The sequence below is a fragment of the Acidaminococcus sp. genome, from assembly GCA_022482815.1.
Classification (GTDB): Bacteria; Bacillota; Negativicutes; order Acidaminococcales; family Acidaminococcaceae; genus Acidaminococcus.
Genome location: JAKVOM010000001.1, coordinates 1 through 26,140 on the forward strand (window position 1 = coordinate 1; position 26,140 = coordinate 26,140).

33 protein-coding genes and 1 pseudogene are annotated in these 26,140 nt (G+C 53.1%); 6 read left to right on the top strand and 28 right to left on the bottom strand.

Annotated elements, in window-relative coordinates; all coding sequences use genetic code 11:
- The 16 genes and pseudogenes from LKE33_00005 to LKE33_00080 form a co-directional block, all read right to left on the bottom strand.
- A partial coding sequence (locus LKE33_00005) for a hypothetical protein (protein ID MCH3949317.1) occupies window positions 1-262 on the bottom strand: 262 nt, incomplete at its 3' end.
- Window positions 255-590 carry a hypothetical protein gene (locus tag LKE33_00010; GenBank protein ID MCH3949318.1) on the bottom strand — a complete coding sequence of 112 codons (336 nt, stop codon included), beginning with the start codon at window positions 588-590 and terminating at the stop codon, window positions 255-257. The genes LKE33_00010 and LKE33_00005, both read right to left, overlap by 8 nt.
- Window position 591: 1 nt before the next feature.
- Window positions 592-1,236, bottom strand: a complete 645-nt coding sequence (locus LKE33_00015; GenBank protein ID MCH3949319.1) for a hypothetical protein — start codon at window positions 1,234-1,236, stop codon at window positions 592-594.
- Window positions 1,236-2,480, bottom strand: coding sequence for a hypothetical protein (locus LKE33_00020; GenBank protein MCH3949320.1), 1,245 nt, complete (start codon window positions 2,478-2,480; stop codon window positions 1,236-1,238). The genes LKE33_00015 and LKE33_00020 overlap by 1 nt, the downstream gene beginning before the upstream one ends.
- Window positions 2,477-3,265 (bottom strand): phage tail family protein, encoded by a 789-nt coding sequence (locus LKE33_00025; GenBank protein MCH3949321.1) that lies wholly within the window; start codon window positions 3,263-3,265, stop codon window positions 2,477-2,479. The genes LKE33_00020 and LKE33_00025 overlap by 4 nt, the downstream gene beginning before the upstream one ends.
- A gap of 2,428 nt (window positions 3,266-5,693) precedes the next feature.
- Window positions 5,694-6,131 (bottom strand): annotated as a pseudogene (locus tag LKE33_00030) (tape measure protein).
- Between the two features lie 217 nt (window positions 6,132-6,348).
- Complete coding sequence (locus LKE33_00035) at window positions 6,349-6,639, bottom strand: hypothetical protein (protein MCH3949322.1); 291 nt, start codon at window positions 6,637-6,639, stop codon at window positions 6,349-6,351.
- 56 nt (window positions 6,640-6,695) lie between these two features.
- Window positions 6,696-7,070 carry a hypothetical protein gene (locus tag LKE33_00040; protein MCH3949323.1) on the bottom strand — a complete coding sequence of 125 codons (375 nt, stop codon included), beginning with the start codon at window positions 7,068-7,070 and terminating at the stop codon, window positions 6,696-6,698.
- A 15-nt stretch (window positions 7,071-7,085) separates the two neighbouring features.
- Window positions 7,086-7,571, bottom strand: coding sequence for a phage major tail protein, TP901-1 family (locus LKE33_00045; protein ID MCH3949324.1), 486 nt, complete (start codon window positions 7,569-7,571; stop codon window positions 7,086-7,088).
- Between the two features lies 1 nt (window position 7,572).
- Entirely contained in the window at window positions 7,573-7,977 is a 405-nt protein-coding gene (locus LKE33_00050) for a DUF3168 domain-containing protein (GenBank protein MCH3949325.1), read from the bottom strand.
- Window positions 7,974-8,417, bottom strand: coding sequence for an HK97 gp10 family phage protein (locus tag LKE33_00055; GenBank protein ID MCH3949326.1), 444 nt, complete (start codon window positions 8,415-8,417; stop codon window positions 7,974-7,976). The genes LKE33_00050 and LKE33_00055 overlap by 4 nt, the downstream gene beginning before the upstream one ends.
- 2 nt (window positions 8,418-8,419) lie before the next feature.
- Window positions 8,420-8,740, bottom strand: a complete 321-nt coding sequence (locus tag LKE33_00060) for a phage head closure protein (protein MCH3949327.1) — start codon at window positions 8,738-8,740, stop codon at window positions 8,420-8,422.
- On the bottom strand, window positions 8,740-9,018 hold the full coding sequence (locus tag LKE33_00065; GenBank protein MCH3949328.1) for a head-tail connector protein: 279 nt from the start codon (window positions 9,016-9,018) through the stop codon (window positions 8,740-8,742). The genes LKE33_00060 and LKE33_00065 overlap by 1 nt, the downstream gene beginning before the upstream one ends.
- A 27-nt stretch (window positions 9,019-9,045) precedes the next feature.
- Entirely contained in the window at window positions 9,046-10,242 is a 1,197-nt protein-coding gene (locus LKE33_00070) for a phage major capsid protein (protein MCH3949329.1), read from the bottom strand.
- Between the two features lie 12 nt (window positions 10,243-10,254).
- The gene (locus tag LKE33_00075; GenBank protein ID MCH3949330.1) at window positions 10,255-10,965 is read right to left on the bottom strand and encodes a Clp protease ClpP; all 711 of its coding nucleotides are present in this window, start codon (window positions 10,963-10,965) and stop codon (window positions 10,255-10,257) included.
- Complete coding sequence (locus LKE33_00080) at window positions 10,955-12,220, bottom strand: phage portal protein (GenBank protein MCH3949331.1); 1,266 nt, start codon at window positions 12,218-12,220, stop codon at window positions 10,955-10,957. The genes LKE33_00075 and LKE33_00080 overlap by 11 nt, the downstream gene beginning before the upstream one ends.
- 123 nt (window positions 12,221-12,343) lie before the next feature.
- Here LKE33_00080 and LKE33_00085 point away from each other — a divergent pair, with 123 nt between their 5' ends.
- Window positions 12,344-12,796, top strand: a complete 453-nt coding sequence (locus tag LKE33_00085; GenBank protein MCH3949332.1) for a helix-turn-helix domain-containing protein — start codon at window positions 12,344-12,346, stop codon at window positions 12,794-12,796.
- Between the two features lie 35 nt (window positions 12,797-12,831).
- On the opposite strand, the gene LKE33_00090 is transcribed toward LKE33_00085, so the two are convergent.
- From LKE33_00090 to LKE33_00115, 6 genes are all read right to left on the bottom strand, one after another.
- Window positions 12,832-14,433 (bottom strand): terminase large subunit, encoded by a 1,602-nt coding sequence (locus tag LKE33_00090; GenBank protein ID MCH3949333.1) that lies wholly within the window; start codon window positions 14,431-14,433, stop codon window positions 12,832-12,834.
- A gap of 78 nt (window positions 14,434-14,511) precedes the next feature.
- Window positions 14,512-14,955 (bottom strand): hypothetical protein, encoded by a 444-nt coding sequence (locus LKE33_00095; GenBank protein MCH3949334.1) that lies wholly within the window; start codon window positions 14,953-14,955, stop codon window positions 14,512-14,514.
- A 146-nt stretch (window positions 14,956-15,101) separates the two neighbouring features.
- Window positions 15,102-15,281 carry a hypothetical protein gene (locus LKE33_00100; protein ID MCH3949335.1) on the bottom strand — a complete coding sequence of 60 codons (180 nt, stop codon included), beginning with the start codon at window positions 15,279-15,281 and terminating at the stop codon, window positions 15,102-15,104.
- A 172-nt stretch (window positions 15,282-15,453) separates the two neighbouring features.
- Window positions 15,454-16,350, bottom strand: coding sequence for an amidoligase family protein (locus LKE33_00105; GenBank protein ID MCH3949336.1), 897 nt, complete (start codon window positions 16,348-16,350; stop codon window positions 15,454-15,456).
- 100 nt (window positions 16,351-16,450) lie between these two features.
- Window positions 16,451-16,684 (bottom strand): DUF4314 domain-containing protein, encoded by a 234-nt coding sequence (locus tag LKE33_00110; protein MCH3949337.1) that lies wholly within the window; start codon window positions 16,682-16,684, stop codon window positions 16,451-16,453.
- Entirely contained in the window at window positions 16,668-17,474 is an 807-nt protein-coding gene (locus LKE33_00115; GenBank protein MCH3949338.1) for a virulence, read from the bottom strand. The genes LKE33_00110 and LKE33_00115 overlap by 17 nt, the downstream gene beginning before the upstream one ends.
- 137 nt (window positions 17,475-17,611) lie before the next feature.
- On the opposite strand from LKE33_00115, the gene LKE33_00120 reads away from it, so the two are divergent.
- From LKE33_00120 to LKE33_00140, 5 genes are all read left to right on the top strand, one after another.
- Window positions 17,612-18,031 (top strand): hypothetical protein, encoded by a 420-nt coding sequence (locus LKE33_00120; GenBank protein ID MCH3949339.1) that lies wholly within the window; start codon window positions 17,612-17,614, stop codon window positions 18,029-18,031.
- A gap of 245 nt (window positions 18,032-18,276) precedes the next feature.
- Window positions 18,277-18,882, top strand: coding sequence for a TetR/AcrR family transcriptional regulator (locus LKE33_00125; GenBank protein MCH3949340.1), 606 nt, complete (start codon window positions 18,277-18,279; stop codon window positions 18,880-18,882).
- Window positions 18,879-19,766 carry an ABC transporter ATP-binding protein gene (locus LKE33_00130; protein ID MCH3949341.1) on the top strand — a complete coding sequence of 296 codons (888 nt, stop codon included), beginning with the start codon at window positions 18,879-18,881 and terminating at the stop codon, window positions 19,764-19,766. The genes LKE33_00125 and LKE33_00130 overlap by 4 nt, the downstream gene beginning before the upstream one ends.
- A gap of 10 nt (window positions 19,767-19,776) precedes the next feature.
- Window positions 19,777-20,568, top strand: coding sequence for an ABC transporter permease (locus LKE33_00135; protein MCH3949342.1), 792 nt, complete (start codon window positions 19,777-19,779; stop codon window positions 20,566-20,568).
- Window positions 20,569-20,580: 12 nt separating this feature from the next.
- Window positions 20,581-21,366 carry an ABC transporter permease gene (locus tag LKE33_00140; GenBank protein MCH3949343.1) on the top strand — a complete coding sequence of 262 codons (786 nt, stop codon included), beginning with the start codon at window positions 20,581-20,583 and terminating at the stop codon, window positions 21,364-21,366.
- Here LKE33_00140 and LKE33_00145 read toward each other — a convergent pair.
- From LKE33_00145 to LKE33_00170, 6 genes are all read right to left on the bottom strand, one after another.
- Window positions 21,336-21,809 (bottom strand): macro domain-containing protein, encoded by a 474-nt coding sequence (locus tag LKE33_00145; GenBank protein ID MCH3949344.1) that lies wholly within the window; start codon window positions 21,807-21,809, stop codon window positions 21,336-21,338. The two genes, LKE33_00140 and LKE33_00145, sit on opposite strands and share 31 nt — an antisense overlap.
- A gap of 65 nt (window positions 21,810-21,874) precedes the next feature.
- Entirely contained in the window at window positions 21,875-23,104 is a 1,230-nt protein-coding gene (locus tag LKE33_00150; protein MCH3949345.1) for a site-specific DNA-methyltransferase, read from the bottom strand.
- Window positions 23,105-23,248: 144 nt separating this feature from the next.
- Window positions 23,249-23,794 (bottom strand): P27 family phage terminase small subunit, encoded by a 546-nt coding sequence (locus LKE33_00155; protein MCH3949346.1) that lies wholly within the window; start codon window positions 23,792-23,794, stop codon window positions 23,249-23,251.
- 145 nt (window positions 23,795-23,939) lie between these two features.
- Complete coding sequence (locus LKE33_00160; GenBank protein ID MCH3949347.1) at window positions 23,940-24,308, bottom strand: HNH endonuclease; 369 nt, start codon at window positions 24,306-24,308, stop codon at window positions 23,940-23,942.
- 127 nt (window positions 24,309-24,435) lie between these two features.
- A complete protein-coding gene (locus LKE33_00165; protein MCH3949348.1) occupies window positions 24,436-24,867 on the bottom strand; it encodes a hypothetical protein in 432 nt (143 codons plus the stop codon).
- Window positions 24,864-26,114, bottom strand: coding sequence for a DEAD/DEAH box helicase (locus LKE33_00170; protein MCH3949349.1), 1,251 nt, complete (start codon window positions 26,112-26,114; stop codon window positions 24,864-24,866). Before LKE33_00170 ends, LKE33_00165 begins: the two co-directional genes overlap by 4 nt.
- Between the last annotated feature and the right edge of the window lie 26 nt (window positions 26,115-26,140).

Here is a 26,140-nt window from a genome sequence, read left to right on the forward strand (position 1 = left end):
CCGAGATGCTTTCTGCCCATTGTCTGGCTGTATCTGCCCAAACTTTAGATGAACGGGTACCTTCCCCTGCAGGAGCACTGTCACTCTCCGCCCAGGCTTCCGCCATATTCTTGCTGTTGAGGGCATCTGCCGCATACTCCCCGGCCTTCTCTTGGTATTCCCGGGCTTGATCCGCTGCGTACCCATCCACCACATCCCCCATTTCCACTTCACTATTGTTCTGGACGGTCAGCGTCACTTCTACATTGGTCGCATCAGACATTATGGGCCACCCCCTTGATGATGAAAGATTTCGTAAAGAAGCAGGTAAGGATCCGTTCCGTCTCGCTGTTCATAATGGCCAGATCGTAAATGTATGCCCCAGGCTCCAGGGAATCCAGGGCTCCCTTGGGAACTGCCACATCTACAAAATTATTGCCCGGATTGTAGAAATTGTCCGAATAGACCACTTCGGAGGAATTTGTAGTCTTCTTGATGGCAAAAACCACCTTGTCCGCATGGGTCAGTTTGTAGTTGGTAAAGCGGAACCGGATGGAAAAGGTGTCGTACTGGGACACCTGGATGTTCTTATTTTCGTCAATGACCAGCATCTTAGCCGCCTCCCGAATCATCACTGCAATCGCAGTTACAGTTGCAGTTGCACTGAGAATTCTCTTTCCAGTATTCTTCCGTATGGGACCGGTTCACCAGCTCCTGGAGGATGCGCCGGAGGGTGTAGGTTCCTGCCGGGATGCCCCGGTGTTTCCGGATATGGTAAGCAGACTTAATGGACTGCAGTCCTGGTGCCGATGTAGGTCCAGTCTCTACGTCCCAGGAATTCAAGCCCATCACCCGAGCATCCTTGTCCGCCTGGGTGCTGGAAGTAACCGCAATTTCCACCTGATCGATGAGCCGATCATCGGTCAGTGTTCCCATCCCGTTATAGGTAACCTGTACTGTTTTTCCTGCATCTGCGGCAGAAAACTTCAGGGTCCCGGTATTCCACCCTTCAATGCCGTGCTCCGTAGTCAGGTAATCTGGCCAGTACTGTCCCTGGGCCGGTTCTTCCGACACTTCCGTCAGGAGCACCCCATTTTGATATTTCACTTGCAGTGTGGTGGGCGATGTTTTTTGGGGAACTTCCGCCAGCCGGATGGTATAGGGACTGTTGGTAGGGATTACATGAGTTTCGTCAAAAATCTTTTTGATGTCGAAGGTATTTTCAAAGGGATTGAATCGATAATCATGGATGGCCATCAGCTTCCTCCTTTCCATTGCTTCAGGACCGAAGACTGGGACTGCTCCATATCCTTGGACCGGCGTTCGATCTCCGACAGATACCGATCCACGGAAAACTGAGGTTCTCCCAGTTCCATCTCCGTCTTAATGCCGTTGGACCCGGACAAGGTATATTTAATCTTTTTGATGGGATAGGTATCTGCATTTCCGTCCAACCGTCGAATTTCGGCCAGACCATCCGTAGACATATGGCGGACATTAAAGGTCCCGTCCGGATAGGGATATTCCAGCCGTATCCCACCAATTTTGGCGGATTTCACGGGAGCCTTATACTGACGGATCTGGTTTTCCCCCCACCGTTTGGCATCGGCCGCATCGTAGGCTTCCGGCAGATTCCAGACAGCCTGGTGAACTCCATACCTGTTCTGGCTTTCCTGATCTTCCACAATGCAGAGCCACTGTTCTCCCTGGTCATCCACACTGCCGCCCTTGATCCGGGCCCAGTTCACCAATTTGGACACATCCCAGGAAGGGGTATAAGACGTTATGTGTTTTCCCACGGTCAAACGGGCCTGTTCGTTGACGGAAGTTTCTCTACGGCGAAAATACAGGCACCGGTATTCGTCCACCCCATACACATAGTCCACGGCAAAGTCAGCCAGGGTGTTCAGGGCTTCTTTCACCGTGACTCCATCAAAGACCAGTTTGGTGGGATTGTACCCTACGCTCTGGATTTTGCTGTCGTTGTAGACCACCTGCAGGGTCTGCCGTTCCACCTGCCGGGCAATATCCCGGACAATATCTCCTACATCGGTGTTCTCGTAGGTCTTCCAGAGCATCACATTCTCCAGTCGGTTATAGAAGCCGTAGCCTTTGTACACGAACTTGGTGTCCGTCGTCCCTTCAATGGGCCGACTGATGATGTAACCGCTATACCATGGCTTTCGGTCTCCATACAGATGGATGTCGATGCGCTGCATATAATCTAGCTGAGCATTGTCGGGCTGCCGGTAAAAGGTCAGCTGGCACTGGCCGCAGCCAGTATTTGTGATTTCAAAGGTTACTTCATTCAGGGCATTGGCTTCGCTTCCCCCTCCGAAAATGGCCGTCCGGGTCCCGTCCCTTTTGTAGGCATAGACCACGAACTGACCGGGATAGTACTCATGGATCTTGCCCCGGTCTCTGCTGCCTTCTCCTTCACTGGTAGGACCTGCAAAGATCCACCGGCCGAAGAGGCCCCTTCCAAAGATGAAATTCGTCATACAAACCACCTGTTGGTATAGGTTATTTCCACCGTCCCTGCTCCTCCTGTGTAGAGAAAGAGATTCGCTCCCGGTTTGGCGTGGAGGAAAGCCCCAGTAAAGGCGTTGATGCTGTTATCCTTGTCCCGCCAGACCGTTCCTTCTCTCCCGTTCACAATGGAGGTCTTGGGAGCCACCAGCAGGGCATCGGTCAGGGTAAACTTTTCTTTGGCTTCCTGGTGCCAGACGGTGAGGTTGGTCATCCGGTCTTTGGGGATAAACCGGAAAGTCAGCGGGGTATCCACGCTCCCCAGGTTATGGAGCACCATTTCCGCCTGCACCGTTGCCTGGGGAAAGAGAAAGACCACTTTGGATTCCTGGGCTTCGTACCGGAACGGGTCTGCCAGGAGAAGGAACACGGTAATGTTGCTTCGTCGTTGCTTGAACCCGTTCTCGAACTTGTGCTTGATCTTGGACAGGCAGGCCACATGGTACACCCGGTCCGGGCGGCCGGCCATTAAGGAATAATCCGTTTGGCCAAAGAAGGTATAGGCTTCATTCAGCACTTCGTCATGGTCTTCCTCCGTAACCCCCTCCATGGAAAATTCCACCTGGATCGTCCGGCCATCAATCTTTCCATCCCCCACTGCATCACTTCCATGGGCGAAGGCCCGGGATTGGAGCTTATTCCGGAAAGTATAGCTGCCGCTGTCCGTCAGGCTCCAATGGGCCGGGAGCTTATATTCCACCCCATCTTTGGTGATTGTGAAATTTTGTTCGTTTTCTTTCCGCTTTGGAAATTGCATCTTAGGCACCTCTCAGTCCGGCCAGAACAGCTTCCGTGAACCCATCCATCAGATCCTCCAGATCCGCGGCGTTGTTGATGTCCCCGAAGTTGTTGAAGGTCGTTGCAACTTCCCGGTTATCCGTAGATTCACTGGAATTCGAGATGCCTTCAGCAATGCTGTCGAACACGGCCCGGTTTAGGGGCAGGGCCACTTCGTCACCGGCATCCCCCAGGACACCAATAAGGGGTCTTGTGAAATACCCGCCTTTGGCATAATGAGGAGTCTTTCCGGCTCCTTGCGCCGCACCTGCAGCCGTATTGGTTGCAGCAGCTGCCATGCCGATGCCTACCGCAGCGGACGTACCTCCGGTCAGAAGGCCCGTGGCCACAGGACCGGCAGACGGGTCGATGACCAGTTTCAGCCAGGCTGCAGGAGCCAGGGCCCCGGCTGCAGCCGTCCCCTGGGCTACGGTCTTGGCTGCACTGGCTGCGTTTAATTTATCCCCGAATAGGGCTGTCACCAACATCCCGGAGATCATCTGGGAGAAATAGCTGGCAATGGTCTTCAGCATGGCCTTCCCCAGATCCAGAAAGGCATCCTTGGCGTTTTTTGCTCCTGTCAGGATATCTGTGAAGGCGGTCTCCAGGCCACTTAAAGTGGTGGAAGCCATGTCCGCGATCAGTTCCAGGGTTCCCATGTGGGCATTCATATAGGCTTCCTGGTAGGTATCCATCAGAGATTTCTCTGCGTCAATGTTGCTTTGGCGGAGGGCCATCTCTGCCGTCAGGGTCTCCTGCAGCATGGCCAGGGAATTCTGGTTGTAGGCTTCATCCAGAGCTGCCTGGATGTCTTTCCCCTGGGCAAAGTAGGCGTTCCGTTCCTCCATATAGCTTTTGTAGGCTGCTGCTTTTTCCAGATTGGCCTGTTTGTCAAAGGCAATCTCGTTGGCACTGGCCTGTTCATAGGCGATGCCTTTTTCCTTCAAAGCATTCAGAAACACAGCCTTTTCCGTACTGGTAAGGCTGATGAAGTCCTGGGACAGCTTGGCGTACTTGTCATCAATGGAAGCCACCGCTTTTTCCATGTCAGACTGCATCTTCATGACTTCCTGTTCCTGTTTGGAACCGTAGAGAGTGAGTTTCGCCGTCACCGCATCGAAAGACAGATCCCGGGCCTTGTTCATCAGCTCTCGTGCCTTGGCCTGTTCCTCAGAAAGGGCATCCAGCCGCTTCTGGGCATACAGTTCTGCCAGACGGGTCTTATCCCGTTCGTAGTTCTCGTTGGCGGATCTGGATTTTTCCAGTTCGTCCGTTTCTTCCTTATACCACCGGTCCACCAGGGCGCTTTTGGTCTGGAAGGTCCGGAACCATTCTTCTTCGATGCTCTTGCTGGTCTGGGCCGCGGCATTGGCCAGCTGGTCCGTGCCTCCGGAGCTTCCGCCCCCTCCGCCGCCACCAGAACCACCGCCGCCTCCGCCTCCTCCGGAAGGAACCGGGATATCCCCGCCTCCCCCTCGAAGGTTGCTGAAGTCCGGCAGCTTAAATTCCCGTTTGGCAGGAGTGCTACTGCCCCCGCCACCTTCTCCACCGCTTTCGCCACCCATGGAACCCAGAGCATTGTTGGTTTCCAGGATTTTCTGGATCAAGCTGGAGAGCCAGCTAATGGCTTCACTGACAAAGTTGGCAATGGTAGAAAGGGCACTAGAGGCCCAGGAGGGAAGGATGCTGCCAGCCATGTCGGACAGGATGCTTCCTACTTCATCGATACAGGACCCAATGCCTTCTACAAGATAGGTAAAAGCATTCAGGATCCAGGTCACACATTCGCTAAGGACGCTGATGAAGTTCAGCACTCCGTTCACTACCTCGCCAATCACCTGCAGGGCTGCATAGAAAGCTGCCCCCATCACGGCAGCCACTAAGGTGAACACCGGTTCCAGAGCCTGAAGGTTGGCAATAATGGACTGGGCCGCCGCGCTCATCATTGCCTGAACGGCATCCACAGCCCGGGTGACCGTTTCCATTTTGATGCCCATAGTTCCCAGCACATCTTCCACGGTCATCCCGCTTTTCCAGATGGCATAGAGGGCCGTGGCCATTGCCGCTGCTACCCCAATAAAAGGAGCTGCCGCTGCTACCGCCGCCAGAAAAGGCGCGGCCATCAGGGTCACCTTCGTCACAAAAAGCCCAATGGCCGGAATGGCAAGGCCAGTGAGAGTACTCACAATGAGGAGGATTCCTGCCTGGAATTCAGGAGGAATGGCTGTCATAAGAGCTTCCGTAAGTCCGGAAGACTGGACGGTGGCTGCAAAGTTGGTCAGCATATCCCCTAAGGACTGGAAGATCCCCGGCAGGTTTAGGGCTTCCGCAATCTGGAGGCCCACTTGGGCCGCCGACTGTTCCAGTCCATCCATGAGTGTGGACCAGGTGCCGCTGATGGTCTCACTCTGCTGATCCATCATGCCCCCGAAAGACTGTTCCATACCACTGACCAAAGCCGTAATGCCCGTTGCCGCATCAATGGCTCCTTTGGACACCCTGTCCATGGCTTCCGGTACGGAAACCCCGATCTGGTCCGCCAGCATCTTCCAGGCCGGAATGCCTGTTTCAGTCAGCTGCATCATTTCACCGGCCTGGACTTTCGACTTTGCCGCCATCTGCCCCAGGGCCAGGGTGATCCGGTTAATGCCTTCTGCTCCAAGGCCCACGCCGGCTGCCGCATCCCCCACCGCGGTTAATGTAGGAATGACCTGTTCGGCCGAAAAGCCGAAAGCGATGAACTTCTGGGCTGCCTGGGACACCTGGCTAAATTCGAAAGGAGTCTTGGCTGCAAATCCCTGCATTTTCCCTAGAAAGTCCTGGGCTTTTTCCGCGCTCCCCAGCATATTTGTGAAAGCGGTCTTGGTACTCTGGAGACTGGCCCCGGCTTTCACCGATGCCACACCCAGAGCAGCCAGTCCGGCCCCGATGCCTCCTAAGACGGCCAGAGATTTCTTGGACACGTCCAGGGCTTCGCTCCCAAAGGCGGACTTGATCTGCCGTTTGGTGGCATTGAGTTCTTTCCGGAGATCGGAGGTATCTGCTCCGATCTTTACCAGAAGGTCAGCGATGGTTGCCACGATCGTCAGCTCCTTTCCGTCTGAATTCCTCAAAGAAGGCATCCCGCTCGGCTGCCATTTGGCTGCTGGTTTTCCTGGGCAGGAAGGGTTTCATCAGCTTTTCCGTCCGTACCGGTTTCCGGGTATGGATGCTCATCAGGCAGGCCACCCAATAAGCAGTCTCCCATTTCTTTCGTTGTTCTGCCCTGGCCCGGCATTCCGCCATCCGATCCAGCTCCAGGGGAGTCAGGGCATAGAATTGGGCAGGCAAAAGATGCAAGAGCCCATAGGCCACTTCTTCCGCCCACCCCAGCCACTCGTTAAAAGACGGGACTTCTTCCTGTCCCGTCGTCAGTTTTTTGGTTTCGTCTTACTCTTCCCCGGTTCTTTCCCCGGATCTTCTTCTGGAAAGATGGCGTAGTACACTTCTTTCCCCAGTATGCCGGACCCGGCAATGGCCTTCACCACCGGCTGGACGAATTCTTCCATCTCGTGGCCTTCATCGATGAGTTCCTGCATCTTATTGGCGTACCACTGGGGATTCTTGATGCCGTGCTGCCGGAGCCCGATGGACAGAAGAGCGGTCAGGATCCCCAGGTTCAATTCCTGGTTCCGGATAATGTCCCCGGCACTTTTTCCGGTAATGTTTTCTACCTGGATCAGCCGGCCGATATCAAAATACAGGTACTGGCCAGGGCCAAAGACTTCAAAGTCGATTTTCTTCATGTTTTCCGATTCCTCCTATTTACCGGTAGGGACAACCGTTCCGTCCGCATTCTTCAGTTCACTTAAGGGCCCGTCCCCGGAAATGGTCCCAGAGAGAGTGGCCACGTCATCATGAGGGGTGGACAGGCTGCATTCCGTCACGGAGCCCCATCCGGTCACATAGCTTTTATCCGGGTACTCGAATTTGATGTGGACCTGCTTTCCTGCAAAGAAAGAGGCTTCCAGGAATTTGGCCCCCTTGTCTCCGGCCAGGTACACGGATTCCAGGTCCAGGGACCAGTTCCGCAGGCCGGGGATGGTGGATTTCCACCCGCTGGACGTTTTGCTGCTGGCGTCGATTTCGTCTGCCTGCCGGGTCAGATCCCCGCTCCGCTGGCCCCCTAAGAGCAGCCAGGTGGGATTGGTATCCGATTCTCCTGCGTTCAGATAGATCAAATAATCCTTGCCGGCAGTCGCCGTGTTGGAGGCTTCACTCCGGCTGGGAAAAGTGGTAGTTGCCATATTACTCCTCCTTATGGATATTCTGGATGAGGACTTCCAGGGTGATCACCCCGCTGTAGCCCATCTCATCCTCCGGGTACGTTTCGTAAAAATCCACCCCTTGGGCAGATACATAGAATTCATCAAGGGAAAGATCCAGTTGGATGCTCCCGAACAGGTTGATGAGTTTTTCCGCCAGAGAGTTGATTTCATACCGTCCCTTGTAATTGCTGTAGATATGGATGTGGGCCGAAAGGTGGGTCATATCCTCGGTTTTGGTGGATTTGTCCTGTACGGTCATGGTCCCCAGGGTGATAAACGGCAGCACCGCCTCCTGAGGCACGTAGTCATAAACCGCCAGTCCCGTATGGTTCCTGAGAAAGGCCATCAGGGCCTTATGCACTGCGTTATTGGGTAATCTCTTCATGGCTCCTGTACCGCTTTCTTCACATCACGGAGCAGCTGGGGTTCCACATAGTCGTAGGAAGGCTTGAAGAAGGGCTTCCCTGCCTGGGCCGGAATCCGGGACCGTTTCGTAAACACAGGGCCTCCCTTAAAGAACCGGAGGGCCTTTTTCTTCTTGGGCCTTACCGTATGGGCCCTACTGCCGAATTCCACCAAATGGGCATAGGGCACATTGCTGTACACCTGGCCTTCCAGCTTCACCGTGGAAAACCGGGTCTTGATGGATTTCTTCAGTTTCCCCGACCGCACCGGTACCCGCTGCCGGGCTTCCCGGGCTACCGCGTTCGTCCCGTTTTTCAGGACTGCTTCCACCCGAAGTCTTGTCTTCCCATCCCAGGCAGAAATCTGCCGGATGGCCTTACTCAGTTCCCCTTCTGGAACTTTTACCGTAAATACGGCCATGGCTACACCCCCTGTTCATACCGATGGACGATCAGCGTGGTACTGTCCCGGTAAGTATTGTCCACGGTCTCGATTTCATAGATTTCCCCCGAAAGCTTGAACCGCCAGCCTCTCCTGATGTCCTTTCGGGGCCGGATTTTGAGACGCAATTGCTCCCGATTCATGGGAGTCCCCTGGGCTTCCTGTTCGGCATAGTTTGTCTGGATCACCTGGGCCCAGATTTTCCCTTCTTCTTCATAGTCCGTATGAAAGCCCCCGTACCCGTCTTCGGAAGGAATAGGCCTAAGAAGGGTAATCCGTTTATCCATCTTCCCGATTTTCACTAGAAGGCTTCCTTCCTTTCCCCAAACAAAAGAGAGCGCAGGGTGAGAAGCAGATTGTGATAATCCGCATCCTCCCTGTGCTCATAGAGATAGGCTACCGAAAAAAGGACGGCCATTTTGAAGGCCGCCGTTTCTTCCGGTTCTTCTTTCCGCAGGGTGTCCAGACAGAGCCGCTCGGAAGAAGCGATGAGACGGGCAATCATGTCATCCTCCTCGTTTCCGTCTATCCGGAGATAGGCTTTGGCTTCCTCAAGCGTTATGAGTCCCGTCACTGCCATGCTCATCGCCTCCCTCTAAAGCGGTCATCAACCGGCCTGGACCTGCAGGACTTTTACGGTTTCCGGCAGGATCAGGCGGCCATCCACCCGTTCGCTGGCCAGGAATCCGATCTGCCCGTTGGCTGCATAGAGTTCACTAAGCCGCTTGAACTTCCGGCCCTGACGGTCGGCAATCCAGTAGTAGGAGTAGTCCCCCAGGGCAATGACCTTGTTGCCGGCCGCCAGTTCCGGCACGAAAGAAGACGTGCGATACGGCAGGCTAAGGATCCGGTCCGGCTGGCCCACCTGGACAGAAGGCTGCCAGATGTAGTTACCGTTGTTGTCCTTCAGTTTCCGGATGGCTTTTACCGTGGAATCGTTCAGGATCCAGGAAGCATTTCTGCGGTAGGGGGTTCTCAGGCTATGGTACAGATCCATCATGTCATCGAAGGTGATGGCGGTCTTCCCGGCCGTCACTCCCACTTCCGCTCCCTGGAACACACCCATAGGTTTATGCTGGCCATCGCCCACCAGGAAGGCTTCTTCTTCCTTAGTGCCGATCCGTCTGGCAAATTCCTGAGTGATGTAGCTTTCCAGGTCAAAGACGCTGTCATTCATCAGTTCTTCGGAAACCCGGATGGCGGTTCCCAGCTTATGGGCTCCCAGGTTCACCTGGCTGAAGGTATCGTCACTTTCCGGATAGGCACTGCCTTCTTCCATCCAGGCCGCTTCCCCGTGGCTGGCCACAACAGGGATCGTATGATCCCCGGAAGACGTGTGGATGGTATGGGCCAGGCTGCGGAAGAAGTTCTCTTCCTGGAGGGCTGCCACCAGAGTGTGTTCGTATTCATCCGGGACCAGGTACCCGCCTTCGGGATCAGAACCGATGGTCAGGGTGTCTTTGATTTCCTGGATGTTGCCCTTCCCCCGGAAGGCCTGCCAGAAGGCTTTGGTGTAGGCATCGCTGGCCCGTCCCACTTTGGTGTCCGGTTTCAGGTTTCCGGCACCGGGATTGACCTTGAGTGCCGTATCAATAGTCTTATTCATTTCATCATCGATGTTCCGCTGGCGTTCCAGCCGTTCGATTTCTTTTCCCAGGGCCACCACTTTTTCTTCCATCCGGTCGTAAACAGCGCTGTCTTCCGCAGAGACCATGCCGTCTTTGTCCCTATGGGATTCCAGGAAGGCTTTAGCCATTTCCCAGGTGTTGGCTCTTTCTTCTCTCAGTTTCAGGATCTGATTCATGGAAATTCCTCCTTAATGCACAAGAAGGCCCAGCCGCTTCATGAGTTTGTCCGCGGGGACCTTGTTGGGTACGGGTTCTTTTGTTTTCTTCACAGACAGCTTGGTCAGCAGGGAATTGGTCACTGCCGCCCGGCTGAACAGCATGGCATCTACGTTGATGTCATTTTCCGTTTTCTCTTCGGTGTAGAGAATGGCGTCTGCAAAACCTAGTTCCACCGCCTTCTTAGCGTTGAACCAGGATTCTGCGTCCATCAGCCTGGAAATCTTGTTCCGGGACAGGCCGGTTTTGATTTCGTAGGCGTTGACGATGCTTTCCTTTACTTCAGAGAGCATATCTATGGCCTTCTGCATTTCCTTGCTGTCGCCAATAGCCACCGTGATGGGATTGTGGATCATCATCATGGCCACCGGGGACATTTCCACCTGGCTTCCGGCCATGGCAATGACGCTGGCGGCAGAGGCGGCCAGGCCATCGATCTTCACGGTCACATGCCCCGGATAGTCCATCAGCATGTTGTAGATCTGGGCTGCCGCAAACACATCGCCCCCGGGGGAATTGATCCAGAGGGTAATATCTCCGCTGCCGGCCATCAATTCATCTTTAAAGAGCTTCGGAGTCACTTCGTCCCCGAACCAGGTTTCATCGGAGATTTCACCGGAAAGGTACAGGGTGCGGGTTTCTTCCCCCTCGTTCTTCACCCAGTTCCAAAATTTACGTTTCATGGGTTTCCTCCTTGCTGCCGGTTCCTGCAAACAGCCCGGCATCCTTTAGTTTCGTCATGTTCCCGTTGATCAGATACAGGTCCCCGCCCTCTTCTTCCGGGATCCGGTTCATGTTCTCCAATTCCCGGATATCGTTGGCGGACAGCCACCCGTTCTGGCGGCCTACAGCATAACCGTTCATCCGGCTTTCGTAGTCGCCCCGGAGGAGCCCGTCCACGTTGAAGTGGATTTCATACCGGGTCCGTTCTTCCGGTGTCAAGAGTGCCTGGCTCATGGCCTGCTCCCACCGGGACACCCAGGGCCCAAGGGTATACTTCACAAATTCCAGGGACTGCTGCTCAATGTTGGAAAAGGTGGATTTCTCCAGATCTCCGATCATATGAGGCGGCACCCGGAAGATCCGGGCAATCTCGTCAATTTGGAAGTTTCTTGTTTCCAGGAACTGGGCCTGGTCCGGAGAAATCCCAATGGGAGAATACTTCATGCCTTCTTCCAGGACGGCTACCTTCCCTGCATTACTGCTGCCTCCGAACTGGGACTGCCAGGCTTCCCGGACTCTCTGGGGATCCTTGATGGTCCCCGGATGCTCCAGGACGCCGCTGGGAGAGGCCCCATTGGCGAAAAATTTCGCCCCGAACTCCTCGCAGGCGATGGCCATGCCGATGGCGTTCTTGGCCATTGCGATGGGAGAATAGCCCACCAGGCCGTCAAAGCCAAGGCCGGGAATGTGCATCACGTTCTCCTTCCGGAGACGGACGGTGCCATATCCCTTGATTTTCGGATTCTCGTCCGTGGCCTTGGTATAAAGGTAGTAGATCTCCCCATCCCCATCCCGGCACACTTCCATCCGGTCCGGCATCAGGGGATACAGGGCTACCACCTGCCCCCTGCCATTCCGAATGATCTGGGCGAAGGCATTGCCCCACAGAAGAAGATGGGTCATGAGCGTCTCCCGGAATACGAAACTTGTCATCTCCGGGTTAGGGGCATCGTGAAGAAGCCCCGCAAGGGGATGCTGGAACTCCCGGACTTTCCCGTTTCCTTCCCGGTTGTACCGGAAGAGATGGAGGGGCAAGCCTGCGATGGATTCTGAAAGGACCCGGACGCAGGCATAGACTGCCGTCATCTGCATGGCGGACCGTTCATTGACGGCCTTCCCGGAAGAAGAGCCGCCAAAGAAGAACCAGTGCCCGCCGCCCAGAAGGCTGTTTCTGGGCTTGTCCCTGGATTTGAAGAGTTTGGAAAATAAATTCATGAAAGACTCCTTTTATTTTTTGGCAACCGACTTTTAGTCGGTTTTCCCATTGACGACTCGATTTCGCGTCTAGTGACAGAAAAAAAGCCTTGTACTATGCTTGCTAACAGGAGGTAATGTGATATGAAATTTGGAGAAAAGATTAGACGCTATCGAGAAAACAATAACCTGACCCAAAAGGATCTAGGGGATCAGTTACATTTAACAGACGATGCAATCTACAAGTGGGAAGCTGGGAAAAGTTTTCCAGATGTCCCTATGCTTCGAAATCTTGTTGAACTCACAGGCTATGATGCTGAAACTCTGACAAACGATAACCGTTCTATCGAAGCCTATTACGGGCTTCCCGTTTCTGCTAAAACGTTCTTGTATGAAAAAACGATCAACGCAAGAGATTCAGTTCATGAAATCTATGATATTGGGTTACGAAAAGGAGTAAAATTACATCGTTTTACAAACCGCGGTGGAGAAGAATACTCAGCCATTTACTGTGGTTCAAATGAAATTTTTTCTTGTCCACGAAAAGAAGAAAAGGAAATGATTTATTACTGGAACACGAACGAAATCAATTTCTAAACGTAAGCCCTACTCACAACGAGCAGGGCTTTTCTCTATACAAAAAGCAGTCCCCGGGAATCGTAGACGCTTTCGTGAGCATTGTTCCCGCACCGGATGGCCCGGTCCAGGCCCATGATGGTGGCAATGGCCCCGTCTATTTTTTCCGTGGACTTTTCCTTATCTGCCTTGATATTCCCGGCAGGGTCTCTCCGGATGTAGATGTTGTCCATCATCCATCGAAGGACTGGATGCCCTCCATGAGCAATTCGCTGCTCCAGCGTGAGCTTCATAAGCTCCTTAGTAGGAGGGCTCATGTCCTTGAATCCCTGTCCGAATGGGACCACGGTAAAGCCCATCCCCCCAAGGTTCTGGACCATCTGTACCGCACCCCACCGGTCAAAGGCGATTTCCTGGATATTGAACCGTTCACCCAACTTCTCGATGAACTTTTCAATATACCCGTAGTGGATGACATTGCCTTCGGTTGTCTGGATAAATCCCTGCTGGGCCCAGATGTCGTACATCACATGATCCCGCTTCACCCGCAGGGGCAGTGTCTCCTCCGGCAGCCAGAAGTAGGGCAGGATGCAGTACTTATCCTGGTCATCCAGAGGCGGGAATACAAGTACGAAGGCGGTAATGTCCGTGGTGCTGGAAAGGTCCAGACCGCCGTAGCAGATCCGGCCTTCCAGATCTTCTTCCCGCACCGGGAACGCACAGGCATCCCATTTATCCATAGGCATCCACCGAACAGACTGCTTCACCCATTGGTTCAGCCGGAGCTGACGGAAAACATTCTCTTCGCTGGGTGTCTCTTTGGCCGATTCACAGGCTGCTTTCACTTTGTCGATTCCCACGGTAATCCCAAGAGAAGGGTTGGCCTTCTTCCAGACTTTCGGGTCGGTCCAGTCATCCTGCTCCGCGGCCCCGTAGATGACAGGGTAAAACGTGGGGTCATGCTTCCGCCCTTCCAGGATGTCCATGGCCTTCTGATGGACTTCATAGCAGATGCTGTGGGTATCCGTCCCGGCTGTGGTAATGAGGAAATACAGGGGCTGCATCCGGGCATCCCCGGAGCCTTTGGTCATTACATCAAAAAGCTCTCGGTTGGGCTGGGTATGGAGTTCATCAAAGACCACTCCGTGGATGTTGAATCCATGCTTGGAATAGGCTTCTGCCGAAAGGACCTGGTAGAAGCTGTTGGTGGGCCGGAACACCATCCGTTTCTGGGATGCCAGGATCTTGACCCGCTTGCTGAGAGCCGGGCACATCCGGACCATATCCGCCGCTACTTCAAAAACGATGGAGGCCTGCTGCCGGTCTGCGGCACAGCCATAGACTTCGGCCCCTTCTTCCCCGTCCCCGCAGCAGAGCAGGAGTGCCACAGCTGCGGCCAGCTCACTTTTCCCCTGCTTCTTGGGGATCTCGATGTAGGCCGTATTGAACTGTCGGTACCCATTGGGCTTAATGGTCCCAAACAGATCCCGGATGATCTGTTCCTGCCAGTCGATCAATTCAAAGGGATGGCCCGCCCAAGTCCCCTTGGTGTGACATAGGCTCTCGATAAAGGCTACCGCATAATCCGCCAGTTCCTTATTGTAGGTGGACGTTTTGGCCTTAAACTTTGTCGGTTTGTATTTTTTGAGTTTCCGCATGGGTGCTCCCTCCTTTCTTTTTACTGGGTATAAGAAAAGGAGCCCGGAGGCTCCTTGGTTCTTGCTGTCCCCCGTTCCTCAAAGGCTGAAGAGGAAGGCGGGGATTCTTTCGTATTCGTTGCTCATGAATTTCTGGCCGGATCCGTAGATTTCGGTCATCCCTTTCAATTTGCAACCCAGCTGGGTAAATTGCCAGGCTACCTGGACGGCGCTGGACCAGGTGGAGGAAAAAGTGAATTCTTTCACCCCAAATTCCCGGAACACTTTGAGGATCTTTTCCGGTTCCTGGTAGGTTCCGGAAAGGTCCAGGAGGCTGTTGCCGTGCTTTTTCATGTCGCTGTAAAGCCGCATCATGTTCCCGAAGTCTTCCCCTTCTGCCTGGACTTCCTTCACCAGTTCCTGGTAGGCATCCCGGCAGGCCTGCATGGTCTGGGCATCCCCAACCTTTTCTGCTGCATCGAACTTCTTTTCCAGTTCCTCGCTGCGCCCGTAGAGTTTTTCCATCATTTCCATCTTTGTCATTTTGTTTTCCTCCTTGTGGTTGTGTGCTTTGCCTTTTGGCATGTACATATATCACTCTAAAAGCAGATAATAGCAAGCAAATTCTGTTTATTTATTCATTTTTTCTGGAACAGGGGCCTTTGCTTGGCCCCTGCCCTTCCCCTGTTTTACCGGAACTCGATGGTCAGCATTCCGTTTCCCATCCACCAGGTACTTTCTTCATTCGGGTCTTCTAAAAAGACTTTCTTGGCTTCCCGGATCATTTTGTTCACGTCGGCCTCTCCGTACATTTCACAGGCTGCTTTCTTACTGATTTTCTTGGCGTCCAGGGTAATGATCGTTCTCATGGGTATTTCCTCGCTTTCATGTGCTTTTTGCTTTTGGGGGCTATCCCCTTTGGCATGTCTATTAATCACTCTAAAAGCACATAATAGCAAGCGAATTCTGTGTATTTATGCAAGTATACAAGAAAGAAGAACAGGGCCTTACGGCCCCTTCCCCTGCCTGTGGCTACCGCCTTCAGGCGGCGTTTCTCCAGGCGGAATTCCCGGTGAGGTGTTTCAGCATGTGGAGCCGGCAGGTCTTGAATTCTTCCCCGATAAGCCCCAGCCGGAGCATCCAGCACCGGAAGGCGTATTTCTCGTTGTCCGTCTCCGTCTTTCTGGCGGAGGCTTTCTTCTGGGTCAGTGCCTGATGGGCCACCGCCAGACAGAACTGGATGTATGCCTTGATTTCCCCGGCGTGGAGGGTGCCGTTGAAAAGCCGGAATTCCACCGTCCCTTTGGTGAAGGTGGCGTGGAGGTTGAGCCCGTGGTACCGGCTGTTGTTGTAATGTTCATCCCGACCAAAGGGTGCCTGGATGTACCAGATGTCGGCAAATTCTGCCATGGTTCGGGGCTGCTTCTTGTTCAGTTCCCAGAGGAAGGTTTCATCTGTCTTCTGGCAGTATCTGGCTTCCCGGAGGGCGTCGATCTGGAGGGCATGGTAGATCATATCTTCCTTGCTGGCCACCAGGTTTACCAGGTTCCGCAGGGTTTTCGGGGTGAACTTCTCGGCTCCCACATGGATGTGAATCCCGCAGGAGGTGTTCACCAGGGCCCCGGCTTTTCTCAGGATCCGTACCAGTTCCTGCAGCTTCGGGATGTCGTCGTAGGAAAGGATGGGGCTTACCACTTCCGTCCGGTAGTCCCGGGTGGCGCCCTCGATCTGGCCGCCCACCTTTCTCTGAGGTCGGATGCTGGAGTCGCTCATGGCTTTCCAGGTCCGTCCTTGGTTATCCAGGGCGGTGTAGGTATCGTAGGCTCCGCCTTCATAGGTGCCCCGTCCTGTTCCGAAGAAACCGGCCATCAGGTTGGCAGCCTTTTCTCTCGTAATCCCCGTCATTTCCATTTCAATCCCGAAGTGCAGTGTTTTCATCCTTCTCGTCATCCTTTCGCTAGGTTTGTGTGTTCTTTGGCATGTGTATATATCACTCTAAACGCACAGAATAGCAAGGGATTTTGAGAATAATTATTAATTATTTCGTATCTTTATTCAGTTTTTGCACCTCATCCACCCCATGGATCACATTAAGGTGGGATCCGTTGTCCCAAACCACCAGGAGGGACCCTATATCATCTACGCCGGTCACCGTGCCTTTCGTACCCAAAGGCGGTGCCTGGGGATCGTCCATCCGGGTAAGGCGTACCCGGGTTCCGGGAGGGTATTCCTGCTGTAGAAATTCCAGCAGCTCTTTATTGGGAAACCGCATCTTTTTTCCCTCCGTTCCGGAAGGCCGCTGACCCACTGAGCTTTTCCAGCAGGATCTTTCGGCAGTCCTTGTATTCCTTCCCGATAAAGCCCAGGCGCAGGAGGAAACACCGGAAGGCGTATTTCTCGTTGGGGACTTCATGTTCTTTGGCCGTGACCCGTTTGGCGTTCTTGGCAAACTGGCACAGGGCCTTCACCAGTCTGGAGTAGGCTTGGACCTTGGCGCCGTCCGCTTCGTGGAACCAGGGGAAGTTGATTTTCCCTTCGCTGCGGATGATGGTCAGGTCATCCGTCCCCAGGGCCTTTTTGAAAAGGCCGGCTTTAGAGGCCACCAGGTTCTGAAGTTTCTCGAAGTCTTCTTCCGTGAAATCGTCCGGAAAGGAAATGGTGAGGGTGTCGACTTTCTCAGGAGTTTCTTCCGGTTCCTGGGCTGTTTCAGGTTCCGTCCCTTCTTCCAGTTCAGCCGTTTCCTGGGAAAGTTCTGGTTCCGGGTTTGCATCCGGTTCTGCCGTTTCCTTTACGGGTTCTTGTTCCGGAGTTTCTTCCGTTGCTGCCTGTTCTGCAGCCGTTTCTTCTGGCTTGAATCCTCTGGCTTCCAGTTCTTTTACCACCTTCTGGAACAGTTCTCCGTCTTCACATTCCATGGCACCGTTTTTCCACACCATAATGCTGCCGATCCGGTAAGCCTTGGTGGGAAGAAAAAGGTACTTTGCCTTTTCTCCCGTAATGGCGCTGATGGCCTGGACCAGTTCTTTTCTCGCTGCACCTTGTCTGTTGTATTCGACCTTCATGATTGGTACCTCCTTAGGGTATTTTGGTACTGTTATTAATCACTCTAAAGGCGAATAATAGCAAGCAAAATGTAGCCCTTTTTGTTCTTTATTTTTCTCCGCCCACAACTTCCTGGTATGAGGATTTATCCGCGAAGGTGGACGAGGCTACGGCCCGTTTTCACACGCTGGCCGGAGAACTGAAAACAGCGGAGGACGAGTTGTCCAAAACCTCCGCGCTCATGGCCGCCGTGGTGCAGTACGCCAAGACCCGGCCCGTGTTCGATGGCTACAAGGCGGCCCGGTATTCCAAAAAATATCTGGCGGAGCATGAGACGGAGCTTGCCGACTACCGGGCGGCCAAGGCCGCCATGAACGAGCTTTTGGGCGGGGCCAAGCTGCCAAAGATGGACGTGCTGAAAAAGCGGCGGCGGGAGCTGGCCGAAAAGCGGAAGGCCCTCTATGCCGAGTACCGGACGGCCCAGCAGGATATGCGGGAGCTGACCGCCGCCAAAGGCAACCTCGACCACCTCTACCGCGCCACCGAGGGGCGCGGGCATAAGGCACAGGAGCGTTAGCGACGGGCCGCAGACAATAAAACTTTGGGACACTTTGTCCCGAAGTTGGCGGGTTTGGGGAGCCTCCCCAACAAGCATTTTTGCGGCCCCCTCGGGGCGCAAAAATAGCAAGTGTCTACACACTTGCCCTGCTTGCCGTTTGTGCGCTCCCCTAAAAATAAAGCAAAGCACCATTGACCGTTTCGGTTATTTGTGCTATACTGTTCAATGATAACCGAAACGGTTATTCAGAGAGGGGTAATACGATGGAAAAATTTCTTGCTCTATCAATCAAAAAGCAGGATACCATACGCAATGCGGCTCTGGCCTGTTTCGCAAAACATGGATATGAAAAAGCATCAATCAATGATATTGCGGTAGCGGCAGGTATCTCAAAGGCGTCTATCTTTCAATATTTTGGAAACAAACAGGCACTCTACCAATATTTATTTGATTACTGCGCTACCCAAATGAAACAAGCATATAACACGAGCGTATTGGAGGAAACCACAGATTTCTTTGACCGTGTATGGGAAGCCAGCGTTATGAAAGTGGAAAACTTGAAAAAGCACCCGCATATTGCATCGTTTATTGCAAGCGTGGCCGCAGAACCAATGCCGGAATTGAAAGGTGCCATATTTTCGGAAACAAACGAAAAATACATTGCATCGCTCGTTCTGCATGAGCAGGATTATAAAAAATTCAGACACCCGGAGGATGCGGAATTAGTGTTTCAGATGCTTATGCTGCTTGCAAAGGGTATGTCCGTTCAGTTGGAAAACGGAGTGGATTATGACGGCATGATGAAAGAGTTTCGAGAAATCCTAAATATGTTGAAGCACAACTTTTACAAGGAGGAATATCTGCTATGAGTGAACCTGTGATTGCCCTAAACAAGCTCACCAAAAGCTATGGAAAGCACCGTGGAATTGAGGAAATCAGCTTTACGGTCGAGCGCGGTGAGATTTTCGGCTTTATCGGCCCTAACGGGGCGGGAAAGTCCACCACCATCCGTACCTTGATGGGACTGTTGAAGCCCACCGGAGGAACCGCTTCTGTCTTTGGACTGGATTGTGGGCGGCAGGCATCTGAGATCGCAAAGGATGTGGGGTATCTCCCCAGCGAAAACTGTTACTACAACAGCATGAAAGTCAAAGAGATGCTTCTTTATACGGCGGAACTCTATGGAGTGGCCGGTCATAACAGGATGGAAGCATTGGCGGAACGGCTGAATTTGGATTTGTCCAGGAGGATCGGCGACCTGTCTTTGGGCAACAAAAAGAAAGTCGGCATCGTTTCGGCTTTGCTACCCTCCCCAAAGTTACTTATCATGGACGAGCCCACCAGCGGCCTTGACCCGCTGATCCAGCAGACCTTTTATGACCTGTTAAAAGAAGAAAATGAACGCGGTACGACGATTTTCCTGTCCTCCCATGTTCTGAGCGAGGTACAGAGGCTTTGTGACCGTGTAGCCATTCTGCGGGAGGGAAAGCTGGTCGGCGTTCAATCCATGAAGGAACTGCGGGGAAACGGCTACAAGAAAATCTCGTTGACAGCAAAAAACGCCATTCCAGAGGATTTATTTTCTATTCCCGGTACGGCTAATTTGGAGTGGGATAAGAGCAAAACTTCTGTATCCTTCATGTTTAGTGGAACCGTTATGACAATTATGAACCAGCTCCATCGGTTGGAGCTGGAGGACATTTTAATCGAGGAACCATCATTGGAAGAAATATTCCTCCACTACTACGAATAGGAGGCTCGTCATGCAGATTTTTCGATTTGAATGGAAACGGTCACAAAAATATATTCTGATTTGGGCCGTTGCTCTTGCGCTATGTATTTTTTCCATGACGCCGGTTTACTATGGCATGGTGGAAACAGCGGGGACGCTGCCGACAGGATTTGCACAGGGAGGATTTTTTGAAACCGTTGGCATTTCCCTGGAGCTTCTTACAAAGCCTATGGGGATGTATTCCTTTCTCACAGGGTTCTTCATGATCGCCGGCGGCATCTTCGGGATGCACCTGGGCCTGTCCTTACATACCAAGGAGTGTACGGAAAACACAGCAGAATATTTGTATACCAAACCTTGTGGACGGCAGGCGATATACAAAGGGAAACTATTGTGCGCCCTTGCCGGGGTATGTGTAACAGGAATTTTTTATGTGATGGCCTCCTTTTTTACGATGACGCTGTTTCGCCCCGGATTTCCAACAGGGGAATTTTTTCTGGTGGCAGGCTCCCTTGTCCTTCTCACTCTCTTTTTTGCATTGATGGGGATAATGGTGGGAGTATTCCGGCCCAATAACCGCTCTCCGCTTCTGACATCTGGACTGGTCGTGTTTGTGGAATACTGCATTACCTCTTTTTCAAGGACTGTCGGTATCCGGGCTATTGGCTTTTTATCGCCGTTTTCCTTTTTCAGTCCGGCGGAGATCCATCATTCCGGGTCTTATTCGTGGGACTATATGATCTGGTATCTGTTTCTGCTGTTTGTGTTTGCGCTGCTGGCGTACTGGAAAATCTTGAAGCGGGATATTGCGATGGCTGTGTAAAGGAGGAAGTAAATGAAAGCGTTAGTGAAAAACGAGCTGCGTTTAACAAGAAAGATACTGCTGATATGGATGGGGATCGTCTTGATTTTATGCGGCTTCGCTTACTTTGAGTATTTGTCACTAAAGGACAGCCTCAATGAGCTGACAGGGCTCATATCGGATTTCCCAAAAATTCTGAAAGCTATGTTTGGCGTGAGCGGTGATCTGACCTCTGCTTTGGGCTGGTATGGCTGTATGTATTATTGGACTACGATGCTGACCAACAGCTATGCGGTCTATCTCGGTGTTTCGTGTATAGCGAAAGAACAGGCGCAGGGAACGGCAGAATATCTATTTACAAAACCAGTGAGCCGTAGCAAAGTTGTCTGTGCCAAAGCCGTTGCCTGTATATGTAATTTGCTTGCACTTGCGGTATTCAGCGGGCTATGTAATTATTTTACCGCCATTTTGCCGCTGGGCGGTTTAGAGCAAAGAGAAGCTGTTTTTACCACCACATTGGGCCTGTTTTTGACAGGGTTGACTTTGTTTGCAATCACGCTTTTGGCCTCCAGCCTGACGAGAACCTATAAAGGGGCCGTTCGGATAGGCGCGGGAATATTATTGCTTTTTTATGGTATCAGTATCACCGCTGAATATCTTGAAGTTCCAATGCTGTACTGTTTAACGCCATTAAAATACTTTGATGTTTACACAGTGGCAATGAGTGGAATACAGTTTTCGTTCTTACTATTGGCTATGATAATTGCGATTGGTTCTGTTATCACGGCTCAAAGAGTTTGGATGTTCAGAGAAATTTGAAATGAATTATATGGATAGCTTCGAGTGGCTGCTATGTCCAGTCTGTAACAGTAAAACTCGTATGTGTTGTCATCAAACAGCACCCACATCACCAAATCAAATGCATCCGGATTCTCATCCATATATTTCTGAACGGTCTTAACTGCAATCTTCGCAGCCTGCTCAACCGGATAATAAAACACACCTGTAGAAATGGAGGGGAATGCTATGCTGCGTATCCCCTGTTCTTTGGCAATCTGCAGCGAGTTTCTATAACACAATTCCAACAGCTTATCCTCATTCTTTTTTCCGCCATGCCATACCGGACCGACTGTGTGAATCACATACCTGCACGGGAGATTATATGCCTTTGTGATCTTTGCCTCTCCCGTTTTACAGCCATGCAATTTAAAGCATTCAGCCCGAAGTCCCGGTCCCGCAGCCCTGTGGATCGCGCCATCCACTCCGCCTCCTCCGAGCAGGGTGCGATTCGCGGCATTGACAATGGCATCCACACCATGAACTTTTGTTAGGTGTATGTTTTCCCATTTCGCAGGACGGTCACGCTGTCCTGCTCCCCTTCGTGGGAAGCCAGGTACCGCTTCACCGCCACATCCACGAACTTGGGTTCCAGCTCCACCCCATAACAGATCCGGCCCAGCTGGTCGCAGGCCATGAGGGTGGAAGCAGACCCCAGGAATCCGTCCAGCACCACCCCGTTGATCTGGCTGCTCAGCTTGATCAGATAGGCCAGCATGGGCACCGGCTTACTGGAGGGGTGCCCGAAACCGTCCTCTTTGCTGTTCTTGATCCCGTCAAACTCAAAGACTGCTTTCTGTTTCTGGTCCCCGTACCAGTTGTGTTTTCCGTCTTTCCGCCACCCGAAGATAATGGGTTCCATGTTAAACTTCCAGTCGGTGCGCATAAAGGGGGCCTTGGGCTTTTTCCAGATCAGGCCAGCTCCCACTTTGAAACCGGCATCTTCGAAAGCGTCGTAAAAGACCCGGGCCTTCATGGTGGCGTAGAACACATAGATGGAGGCGTCCGCCGCCATGGCATCATGGAAGCAGGTGAAGGCCTTTTTCAGGAACTCGTACCCTTCCTGGTCGTTCAGATCATCGTTCCTGATCTTCCCGGAAGTACTCCGGAGGTTGACCAGGTACGGAGGATCCGTCAGGACCAGGTTTGGCTTTACTCCATCCATCAACTGAGCATAAGTTTCCGGCTTGGTAGAATCCCCGCACAGGACCCGGTGCTTGCCCAGCTGCCAGAGGTCCCCGGCTTTGGAAAACACCGGCTTCTGCAGTTCTTCTTCCACGTTGAAGTCGTCTTCTTTGGCTTCTGTTTCTTCATCGAAGATATGGGCGATTTCATCATCGCTAAAGCCGGTGAGGCTCACATCAAAGTCCGCTCCCTGGAGGGATTCAATTTCCACCCGCAGCATTTCTTCGTCCCATCCGGCATCCAGGGCCATCCGGTTGTCGGCCAGGATATAGGCTTTCTTCTGGGCTTCAGTAAGGTAGTCCACCAGGACGCAGGGCACTTCCCGGATGCCTTCTTCCCGGGCTGCCATCACCCGGCCATGGCCAGCAATGATGTTCTTGTCCTTGTCGATGATCACCGGGTTGATGAACCCGAATTCCCGCAGGCTGGCCCGGAGCTTGTTAATCTGCTCCGGGGAATGGGTCCGGGCATTATTCACATAGGGGATCAGCTCATCGATGGGGATGAGCTTCATCTCTTTGGTCGTTTTCTCCATGCCATGTTTCTCCTTATAATCGCAGCAAACCCCCTGCGGGCACCGTTCAGGTCCCCACAAAGGGCTTGTCCTCGTAATGTTTTGATCTGTTGTTTGGTGAGGGGATATCCCCTCAGCCGGGAAATGAATTCTCTTGCTGTCATGCTATACCTTCCGCGACCGCAGCAGCCGTTCCATCACGTCATCCTGGGGCGTGTTGCCGGCAAACTCCACGGAGCAGTTTTCCTTCACCACCTGGTAGATCTGATACCAGATCTGATTCACCTGCTTCATGTAGTTCTGGCCCATGGTTACGTATGGAGAAGCAATGGCCGCATTGGTGGTGGGGTGCTTGGCCAGAAAGCCATATTCCGAAATGGCATGTTCGCACTGGATCCACCGGGACACCGCCATGGCGTACTGGCTGATGAGCTGAGGGCTTACCAGTTTCTCGCAGTGCCGGGCTTTGAGCCACAGCCAGGTTTCCCGGTAGATTTCTTCCGCCTCCAGCTTCCCGCCGTTCCGCTGCTTTTCCTTCATGTAGGCTTTGGGTTCCGGCATATCTTCTCCAGATAGATCCGCCCCTTCCGGCAGGTCCATCACCTTAAGCGGCCGCTTCCCCGGATTGTCCGGCAGTTTGTCCAGCAGGGCCCTGGGTTTCCGCCCCTGGCCCACCCGCAATCCCCCTCGCATGGTTCCGTCTTTTGCTATTTTTCATACCTCCTTTTTCACCGGGTCAATACCCTTTTTGAAAACGCGTTTTTTTCGCGCGTGACCCCTCGCCCGTTCTGGGTTTGCGGGCTTTCAGAGATTCATACTCCCCCTGGGTATACGACTTTGTTTCAGATTTAACATTTTAAAACTCCACTTTTTTATGCCACCTGTCTCCCCGTTTGGCATGGATCCGGGCATGGCAGGCTTTGCACAGAGCAATCAGGTTGTTCCAGTCGTGGGTCCCGCCTTCCGCCAGGGGCTTCTTGTGGTGGACTTCTTCCGCCACCACGTACCGGCCGTTCTTGAGACACAGCTCACAGAGAGGATGGCTGGCCACGTAGGCATCCCGGATCTTCTTCCAGGTCCTGCCGTACCGTTTCTTTGTACCAGGGTTTCGTTCATACTTTTCGTACCGCTTGTCCATGATCTTCTGGTGCATCTCGCAGTACCGGCCGTCCGTCAGGTTCGGGCAGCCTGGGAAGGAACAGGGCCGTTTCGGTTTTCTAGGCACAGCTGCCACCTCCTTTCGGGCATGAAAAAAGCCTTGTAGGATTCTTATATCCCGCAAGGCTTCTCTTTATTCCCTTTTCTGGTGATTCTATCATACCACGAAGGGGCTGTTGAATTCTAGTGCATTGTTACTGCATTTTACTGCACTCCTCCAAAATTTTTTCAACGGCTGCCACCCCATCACTGTGGACGGCATAAACCCACCGGATTCCTTTGCCCATGCTCCGGGCAATATCCTCCCAGGCATCGAAGTGGATGTACCGGTCCCGGAGGACCAGCCGCTGGGCTTCGTCTTCCACCCGGTCGATGACCTGGCCGATCTCATACTTCAGGTCCACCAGCCGGTCCACTTCCTGGTTGATCTCCTGCTCCCGCTCCCAGATCTTCTCGATGGTCCGGACGAAGGGAGCTTCCGTGGGCCGGTTGGGGTTGTGGCTTTCTTCCAGGCCGGCTGCGGAGATCCCCAGGCACAGGTGCCGGAGCTCAGCCACCTCCCGCAGGTTGCTCTCTATTTTCTTATCCAGGTAGAATCCCTGTTGCAAGTACTCTTTCGCGTTCATGCTTTTCCCTCCAAATCCGCTTTGACGGCTTCAATCAGAGCCGCTTGGGAACTGTCTTTCTTTTCCAGGGCTTTTAGAATCCGTTCGTCCATGGTGCCCTTTGTCACAATGTGCTGGACGATCACCGTCCGGCTGTTTTGCCCCTGTCTCCAGAGCCGGGCCACCGTCTGCTGGTAGAGTTCCAAACTCCAGGTGAGTCCGAACCAGATCAGGATGGACCCGCCCTGCTGCAGGTTGAGGCCGTGACCGGCAGAAGCCGGATGGATCAGGGCCACCGGGATCTTCCCGGCATTCCAGTCGGCAAAGTCCTTGCTCTCCTTCAGCTCCCTGGCTTCCATCCTCTGACAGATTCGTTCCCGGTCGTGCCGGAACCAGTAGGCCACCAGCACCGGCCGTCCATTGGCGCTTTCCACCAGATCCTCTAGGGCATCCAGTTTCCGGTCATGGAGATGGATGGTCTGCCCTTCATCGGTGTAGATGGCTCCGTTGGCCATCTGGGTCAGCTTCAGCGTAAGGGAAGCCGCATTGGCTGCCGTCACTTCTCCATCCGGCAATTCCAGCACCAGGGACTTTTTGAAGTCATTATACCGCTTCCGCTCCGAGTCCGAAAGATTGACCTCGGTTTTCACACGCACCAAATCCGGCATCTGCAAATAGTCTGTGGCCTTCATGGACACGGTGATGTCCGCGATCTTTTTGTAGATGGCGTCCTCTGCTCCCGGCAAGGGCTTGTAGGAAAACACCACCATCCCGTTCCGTTTGTCCGGCTGGAAGTAGGTGTTCCGGTACTGGCTGATGTATCTCCCCAGCCGCTCTCCCATGTCCAGGAGCCGGAATTCCGCCCACAGGTCCATAAGACCATTGCCGCTGGGTGTCCCGGTAAGGCCCACGATCCGTTTCACCTTGGGCCGCAGGGCCTTCATGGCTTTGAACCGCTGGGCCTGCTGGTTCTTGAAAGAGGACAGTTCATCCAGGACCACCATGTCAAAATCCAGCCGGCAGTTCTTACAAAGCCACACCAGGTTTTCCCGGTTCACGATGTAAAGGTCCGCTGGCTTCTGGAGGGCCCGCCTCCGTTCCGTCACGGACCCCACGACCACGCTGCAGGTCAGGTCCTTCAGGTGGTCCCACTTCCGGATTTCTTCCGGCCATGTATCTCTCGCTACTCTGAGGGGTCCAACGATCAAAACCCGGTGGACTTCAAAGGAGTCATACATCAAATCCCGAATAGCCGTCAAGGTTGTCACTGTCTTGCCGAACCTAAGCCCATATC

What these genes read in the sequence shown, in the direction of transcription:
- LKE33_00105 (MCH3949336.1), bottom strand. Translation starts at nt 16,350, where the DNA reads ATGAAAACACTGCACTTCGGGATTGAAATGGAAATGACGGGGATTACG.
- LKE33_00065 (MCH3949328.1), bottom strand. Translation starts at nt 9,018, where the DNA reads ATGGCAGTGACGGGACTCATAACGCTTGAGGAAGCCAAAGCCTATCTC.
- LKE33_00110 (MCH3949337.1), bottom strand. Translation starts at nt 16,684, where the DNA reads ATGCGGTTTCCCAATAAAGAGCTGCTGGAATTTCTACAGCAGGAATAC.
- LKE33_00165 (MCH3949348.1), bottom strand. Translation starts at nt 24,867, where the DNA reads ATGAACGCGAAAGAGTACTTGCAACAGGGATTCTACCTGGATAAGAAA.
- LKE33_00130 (MCH3949341.1), top strand. Translation starts at nt 18,879, where the DNA reads ATGAGTGAACCTGTGATTGCCCTAAACAAGCTCACCAAAAGCTATGGA.
- LKE33_00015 (MCH3949319.1), bottom strand. Translation starts at nt 1,236, where the DNA reads ATGGCCATCCATGATTATCGATTCAATCCCTTTGAAAATACCTTCGAC.
- LKE33_00040 (MCH3949323.1), bottom strand. Translation starts at nt 7,070, where the DNA reads ATGAAGAAAATCGACTTTGAAGTCTTTGGCCCTGGCCAGTACCTGTAT.
- LKE33_00070 (MCH3949329.1), bottom strand. Translation starts at nt 10,242, where the DNA reads ATGAATCAGATCCTGAAACTGAGAGAAGAAAGAGCCAACACCTGGGAA.
- LKE33_00075 (MCH3949330.1), bottom strand. Translation starts at nt 10,965, where the DNA reads ATGAAACGTAAATTTTGGAACTGGGTGAAGAACGAGGGGGAAGAAACC.
- LKE33_00050 (MCH3949325.1), bottom strand. Translation starts at nt 7,977, where the DNA reads ATGAAGAGATTACCCAATAACGCAGTGCATAAGGCCCTGATGGCCTTT.
- LKE33_00100 (MCH3949335.1), bottom strand. Translation starts at nt 15,281, where the DNA reads ATGAGAACGATCATTACCCTGGACGCCAAGAAAATCAGTAAGAAAGCA.
- LKE33_00140 (MCH3949343.1), top strand. Translation starts at nt 20,581, where the DNA reads ATGAAAGCGTTAGTGAAAAACGAGCTGCGTTTAACAAGAAAGATACTG.
- LKE33_00115 (MCH3949338.1), bottom strand. Translation starts at nt 17,474, where the DNA reads ATGAAGGTCGAATACAACAGACAAGGTGCAGCGAGAAAAGAACTGGTC.
- LKE33_00010 (MCH3949318.1), bottom strand. Translation starts at nt 590, where the DNA reads ATGCTGGTCATTGACGAAAATAAGAACATCCAGGTGTCCCAGTACGAC.
- LKE33_00135 (MCH3949342.1), top strand. Translation starts at nt 19,777, where the DNA reads ATGCAGATTTTTCGATTTGAATGGAAACGGTCACAAAAATATATTCTG.
- LKE33_00020 (MCH3949320.1), bottom strand. Translation starts at nt 2,480, where the DNA reads ATGACGAATTTCATCTTTGGAAGGGGCCTCTTCGGCCGGTGGATCTTT.
- LKE33_00125 (MCH3949340.1), top strand. Translation starts at nt 18,277, where the DNA reads ATGGAAAAATTTCTTGCTCTATCAATCAAAAAGCAGGATACCATACGC.
- LKE33_00055 (MCH3949326.1), bottom strand. Translation starts at nt 8,417, where the DNA reads ATGGCCGTATTTACGGTAAAAGTTCCAGAAGGGGAACTGAGTAAGGCC.
- LKE33_00045 (MCH3949324.1), bottom strand. Translation starts at nt 7,571, where the DNA reads ATGGCAACTACCACTTTTCCCAGCCGGAGTGAAGCCTCCAACACGGCG.
- LKE33_00090 (MCH3949333.1), bottom strand. Translation starts at nt 14,433, where the DNA reads ATGCGGAAACTCAAAAAATACAAACCGACAAAGTTTAAGGCCAAAACG.
- LKE33_00150 (MCH3949345.1), bottom strand. Translation starts at nt 23,104, where the DNA reads ATGGAGAAAACGACCAAAGAGATGAAGCTCATCCCCATCGATGAGCTG.
- LKE33_00025 (MCH3949321.1), bottom strand. Translation starts at nt 3,265, where the DNA reads ATGCAATTTCCAAAGCGGAAAGAAAACGAACAAAATTTCACAATCACC.
- LKE33_00085 (MCH3949332.1), top strand. Translation starts at nt 12,344, where the DNA reads ATGAAATTTGGAGAAAAGATTAGACGCTATCGAGAAAACAATAACCTG.
- LKE33_00095 (MCH3949334.1), bottom strand. Translation starts at nt 14,955, where the DNA reads ATGACAAAGATGGAAATGATGGAAAAACTCTACGGGCGCAGCGAGGAA.
- LKE33_00080 (MCH3949331.1), bottom strand. Translation starts at nt 12,220, where the DNA reads ATGAATTTATTTTCCAAACTCTTCAAATCCAGGGACAAGCCCAGAAAC.